We start from the raw sequence: 4921 nt of genomic DNA, 5'->3' as shown, positions 1-4921 counted from the left end.
AGCAAGCCGCACCGTCCAAACCGTCTGCGACGCGATCGGCCAAATTCTCAACCGCATCACATCCGCCGAGTGCTCACACTACTTCAAAAACTCCGGCTATGACCGAAACTAATCTCATCCCGCTCTAAATCCGCTGCGGCAAACGGGACCGGCGAGCGCCACCGTCGTCTTCGGCCAGTCCCGTATTCCAAATCGGCCGCTTCGCCCAAGCCTGATCCCGATTGGCGCGGAGCGTCGAGGCCGGGAATGCCGCCGCTGCTCGCCATCCGTATCCCGTAGCCAGCATTTTTCTGGAGACAACGCGGAGACAAAGGCTTAGCGGAAAGCAATGTCTCCAACTCGATCGCCCGGATGGTTGGATTTAGACCTTTGATTTTCTTGACAAACTTTGGTGCCGCTTGCGTGACTCGAACACCTGACCCCATCATTACGAATGATGTGCTCTACCAACGGAGCTAAAGCGGCCCGGGAAGCCAAGTCTTCCAAGATGCGCTGGTGATAGACGCAACGCTACGGAATGCAGTGCTTCTCGATGTCGCGCGCCGTGAACTCTGCTGCGCGTCGCCACGCTTCGTCGGTATCCCCGCGGTAGGTCAGGTATCGGTCGCAGACAGGTTTGTTGTCGTTCAAATCCAGCACTGCGAACTTCACCCAGCCAACCAGCGTGCTCATCTTGTGCACCTGACCGATCAGGAGATATTTCGCGCTGACTGTTCTTGCCCGCTTGGAGAGATCGACAAGGCCGGGGTCCTTGATGGTGCACTGCTCTGCCTGACAGGGTAGTGCGACGAGGTCGATCTTCTGGTTGCCCGAAAGACCATCCTGCAACGCAACGCCAAATGCCTTCAGTCGCGCCTCGTGTTCGGCGGTCTGGTCCCTGACTTCGCCGGATGTATCCTTGAACTCGAAATCCGCGACGGCGAGGATTGTGGGCTCGGCATCGGCAAAGGCGGCCGACGCAAGCACGCCAGCGCCGATCAGCGCCAGGAAAAATCGACCGCACTCAAAAAGTCGAAATCGAACCTCTGCGCATTGCACCTTGAGCATCTCGTTCTCCGAGGTTGGGACGATAGTCATCCCTTTGGCGGTGCCGATTGTCTCGTCGCGTTGTTTGGAAGAGGCGGAAAGCAAGCGCAAGGCTATCCAGTTACGTCGCAACGTCAACTTTCCGCCCGTTACTGGGTGGACTCCACCTTGGCGACAACGAGCTTGCCTTGGGCGCGCGAGATTTCGAGTGCCTGGCCGGCCCCTGCCAACTCGCCCGGGACCGAGATCACGAACGCCTGGCCCTCGGTGAGGGTCGCGACGAAGCGTACTGGCAAACTTTCTTCGCCCGCCGCCATCGTGGTGACCACCCGGTAGCCGTCAGCCGCCTCCGTGTAGTAGACGACGCCGTGAAAGTTGCCGAGATCGACGCTCCCACCCTGACGGGCCGTGAGTTCGCCGGCAGAAGCGGAACCTGCCACAACGCAAAGCGCTGCAAGAGCTGTGTATCTGAACATCGTTTTCTCCTCTATTTATGATTTGCCGTTCGGCTGGATGGTCGCCTTCGGCTGCATCCAATAAAATCACGCTGCGAGCTGATCTTCGCGGGCAGCCGCGATATCACATTCGCGAGCAATCCGTAGGCTGCCTCCCAAGCGTCGCGGACAGCCGGTGTAAAAGCCGGACCGAGGCCGACTGCCAGCGTCTCGATGAGCGCTTGCCCGACGATCGGGTAATGACGCTCCTCGACCCCGTAGGTCACGTGACGCTTGGCGAGCACGCGCACCGTCGGGAGGATGGTGTCGGCACGGTCCAATCCGTGCACGACGAAGCCCAGGCTCGCCATCAGCTTGGCGCCTTGCTTGGTCATGTCTCTCACCGGAAACAGCGCGCGAAGGTCCGCGTCGATCGCGAACAGGCGGTCATAGAACAGCGCGGCGGCGGCCACGCGAATCGGGACGACCTCGCGAAAACTGTCCTGGACAAGTCTGATCTGGTCGGGTGTCATCGGCGACGCTCCTGCATTCCTGGCTTGGGGTGACCATCGCCCCAAAGCGTTTCGCGTGCATGTCGCCTGCGCGCAGATGTGTTTCAGTTGTGTCTCGATGGTTTTTCAGTTCGCGCTCATTTGGCTTCTTTTCACGTAGATCGTGCTGAGGGTGCCACAGGCCCGTGCTCATCTCGCTCGATCCGGACCTGGTCATAGTTGAAAACCGAGGCGCGCGCGCCAGCTTGGAACTGCATCGGCAGTCGGTCATTATATCGGGGAGCCGGCGGCTCCTCCCCTATATCCCCGTTCGGATGGAGAAATCATGCTGCGGATATTCATTGCTTCGTCTTTTCTTCTTGCCTTCGGTGCGCCCTCGACCACGCTCGCGCAGGACGGCAGCATCGAGAGCGAGACCGGCCGCATTGCGGTCGAGACCTTTGCCGAAGGGCTCGAACATCCCTGGGGCGCGACCTACCTGCCCGACGGCGCAATGCTGGTCACCGAGCGTCCGGGGCGCCTGCGGCTCGTCTCGACCGAGGGGGCCGTTTCCGATCCGATCGACGGTGTGCCGGACGTCCTCGCCACCGGACAAGGCGGTCTGCTGGATGTGGCGCTCGATCCGGACTTTGCCAACAACCGGACGGTTTATCTCTCCTACTCGGAGGAACGCGGCGGCGGCGCGGCCACCTCCGTCGGCCGTGGACGTCTGGATAAGAACGGCAGCGCGCTTTCGAACTTCGAAGTGATCTTCCGGCAGGAACCAGCCGTGTCCAGCCGGCACCACTACGGCTCCCGCCTGGTATTCGCGCCGGACGGCAAGCTCTTCGTCACGCTCGGCGATCGCGGCAAGGCGCAACAGGCGCAGGACGCGAACAATCATCTCGGCACGGTCGTCCGCATCAATCCCGATGGGTCTGTGCCTGACGACAATCCTTTCGTCGGCAAGGACGGCGCCGATGAGATATGGTCCTACGGGCATCGCAATGTGCAAAGCGCAGCGATCCATCCCGAAACCCGCGTGCTCTGGACGGCGGAAATGGGACCGCGCGGCGGCGATGAGCTGAACATTCCGCAAGCGGGCAGGAATCACGGCTGGCCCGCAGTCAGCTGGGGCCGGCATTATTCGGGCGAACGCATCCCCGATCCTTCCACCCGGCCGGAGTTTGCCGACTCCATCCATAGCTGGACGCCGGTCATCTCGCCTTCCGGCATGACCTTCTACACCGGCGACATGTTTGCCGATTGGCGAGGCGACCTCCTGATTGGCGGACTTTCGGCGGAAGGCATCGTTCGTGTCAGGATCGATGGAAAGCAGGTCGCCGGCGAGGAAGTCCTCGCTCTCGGCAGGCGTATCCGAGACGTGGTGCAGGCTCCCGACGGCGCGGTAATGGCGTTGACCGACGAGCCAGCGGGAAGGATATTGCGACTGGCGCCGGCAGCGTCGCAGTGACCCCATGCGGCGCGACAGACGCGATTTTCTGAAACGGTCGGGGTGATCGCGCTGTGACATCCAACGTCTTGGAGGCCCGCTCTATCTAAAGTGATCGAGTTAAGGACGGTCGTCGCGGAATACTTCAGACACGACGTGGGCAACTTTCGTAGAGCAGCGCCAAATTAAAAGCAAAATCGTTACCATCGAAAGCACGGAAACAGAGAATAGCGAAAAGAATCCTAGTACAGCTAGAAAATGGTCCGATGCTATCGTCAGTCTTGTCTCGTCCGAAAACAATTTTCGAATACGGTATTTCCAATCTAATAGAATCAATGTTGAAAAGCAAGATGACGATCGCACACGTAAATACAATTAAGAATATGGCGACGGAAAGCGTACGTTCCAACTTGTCACCATAACCGTACAAGATCGGTTTCGCCATGGGTCAGCCCAGATATCCAACTGCATGTTCCGTGTAGTCGAAACAGCCTGCACGCCGAGATAAAATGCCAGAAAGTCCTGCCACCGGCCACGATGTAGACGCCGGTGCCGGCGCGCTAGGTTTTGAAGAGGCCGATCACCGGAACTGGGACCCGGGCGCTCACGGTAGCGACGCCATCGCAGATTAGATGGCGAAGCATTTCACAGAGGCCTGATGAACTCGTTCCTGAAAACTGCCGATTGCTTCTGGCCGCATTGACCGTGCCAACAACGTGACGACGTGCCGGAAACGTCGAACCAAGTGAATGTTCGACCCAAAGAGTAAATGGCGCTCACTCAAATTGCGGAAAAAGGTCCAAGGGTTCGGTAACCAGACGCAACGATAGCTCCAATTCGAATAAGCGAAGTTTCTAATTGTTCAGAATCGCCCGGTAGCGTCCGGCCAAAGACAAAAGACAAGAAGGGTGCATTTTGAGGTATCGGGTGTGAAGGGCAAAGCCATTACAATGATCGGCATCGCCGCGGTGTTCGGCGCGGCCTCGATCTTTGCCGCCGATCTCTGGATTAAGAGCGAAGCAAACGCTCGTGCCGGAGGGATTTCGCTCGCAGTTCCGACACCCGCGCCGCCGGCGATGCAGTTTCAGACGATCGTCGTCGCCAAGGCGCCGCTGCGCTTCGGCATGGCGCTAGAGCGGACGCAACTGGCGGAAATTCCGTGGCCGCAGGATTCGCTTCCGCAGGGCGCCTTCACGACGATCAACGAAGCTTTGGCCGAGGGAAGTCGTGTCGTGCTTTCACCCCTCGAGATCAACGAGCCGCTTTTGCTTGCAAAACTGTCAGGTCCCAATGGGCGCGCGACGCTGTCGAACCTGCTTTCGCCAGGCATGCGGGCGGTGACAATCCGCACCGACGAAATAGCCGGCGTCGGCGGCTTCGTGATGCCCGGCGACCATGTCGACGTGGTGCTGACGCGCGACGCCGGCGCCATCACCGAAGTCGCGAAAAATGCCGAAGGCGCGGCCGGTTCGACGCTGACCAGCGAGATCGTGGTCGAGAGCGCCAAGGTGCTGACC

The 4921-nt window shown here is 59.6% G+C and carries 5 protein-coding genes and 1 tRNA gene; 2 read left to right on the top strand and 4 right to left on the bottom strand.

Annotation, left to right across the window (positions count from 1 at the left end):
- Positions 1–389 precede the first annotated feature (389 nt).
- The 4 genes from EOA85_RS27620 to EOA85_RS27605 all read right to left on the bottom strand — a co-directional run bounded on the left by EOA85_RS27620 (position 390) and on the right by EOA85_RS27605 (position 1993).
- A tRNA-Thr gene (locus EOA85_RS27620) sits at positions 390–465 on the bottom strand.
- 45 nt (positions 466–510) lie between these two features.
- Positions 511–1047 (bottom strand): DUF2380 domain-containing protein, encoded by a 537-nt coding sequence (locus EOA85_RS27615; protein WP_164759921.1) that lies wholly within the window; start codon positions 1045–1047, stop codon positions 511–513.
- Positions 1048–1175: 128 nt separating this feature from the next.
- The gene (locus EOA85_RS27610; protein WP_029357011.1) at positions 1176–1502 is read right to left on the bottom strand and encodes a hypothetical protein; all 327 of its coding nucleotides are present in this window, start codon (positions 1500–1502) and stop codon (positions 1176–1178) included.
- An 11-nt stretch (positions 1503–1513) separates the two neighbouring features.
- Positions 1514–1993 (bottom strand): globin family protein, encoded by a 480-nt coding sequence (locus EOA85_RS27605; protein WP_127211880.1) that lies wholly within the window; start codon positions 1991–1993, stop codon positions 1514–1516.
- Positions 1994–2297: 304 nt separating this feature from the next.
- Between EOA85_RS27605 and EOA85_RS27600 the strand changes: the two genes are divergently transcribed.
- Entirely contained in the window at positions 2298–3425 is a 1128-nt protein-coding gene (locus tag EOA85_RS27600; protein ID WP_127211879.1) for a PQQ-dependent sugar dehydrogenase, read from the top strand.
- 887 nt (positions 3426–4312) lie between these two features.
- Positions 4313–4921, top strand: a 609-nt coding sequence (gene cpaB, locus EOA85_RS27595) for a Flp pilus assembly protein CpaB (RefSeq protein ID WP_245486068.1), incomplete at its 3' end; no start/stop codon positions are given.

Origin of the sequence: Mesorhizobium sp. M5C.F.Ca.IN.020.29.1.1, from assembly GCF_003997375.1 — a bacterium.
In the GTDB taxonomy this organism is placed as follows: domain Bacteria; phylum Pseudomonadota; class Alphaproteobacteria; order Rhizobiales; family Rhizobiaceae; genus Mesorhizobium; species Mesorhizobium wenxiniae.
The sequence above is the reverse complement of the archived record's forward strand: the minus strand, read 5'-3'. Positions and strand labels throughout refer to the sequence as shown.

What these genes read in the sequence shown, in the direction of transcription:
- EOA85_RS27615 (WP_164759921.1), bottom strand. Translation starts at nt 1,047, where the DNA reads ATGCTCAAGGTGCAATGCGCAGAGGTTCGATTTCGACTTTTTGAGTGC.
- EOA85_RS27610 (WP_029357011.1), bottom strand. Translation starts at nt 1,502, where the DNA reads ATGTTCAGATACACAGCTCTTGCAGCGCTTTGCGTTGTGGCAGGTTCC.
- EOA85_RS27605 (WP_127211880.1), bottom strand. Translation starts at nt 1,993, where the DNA reads ATGACACCCGACCAGATCAGACTTGTCCAGGACAGTTTTCGCGAGGTC.
- EOA85_RS27600 (WP_127211879.1), top strand. Translation starts at nt 2,298, where the DNA reads ATGCTGCGGATATTCATTGCTTCGTCTTTTCTTCTTGCCTTCGGTGCG.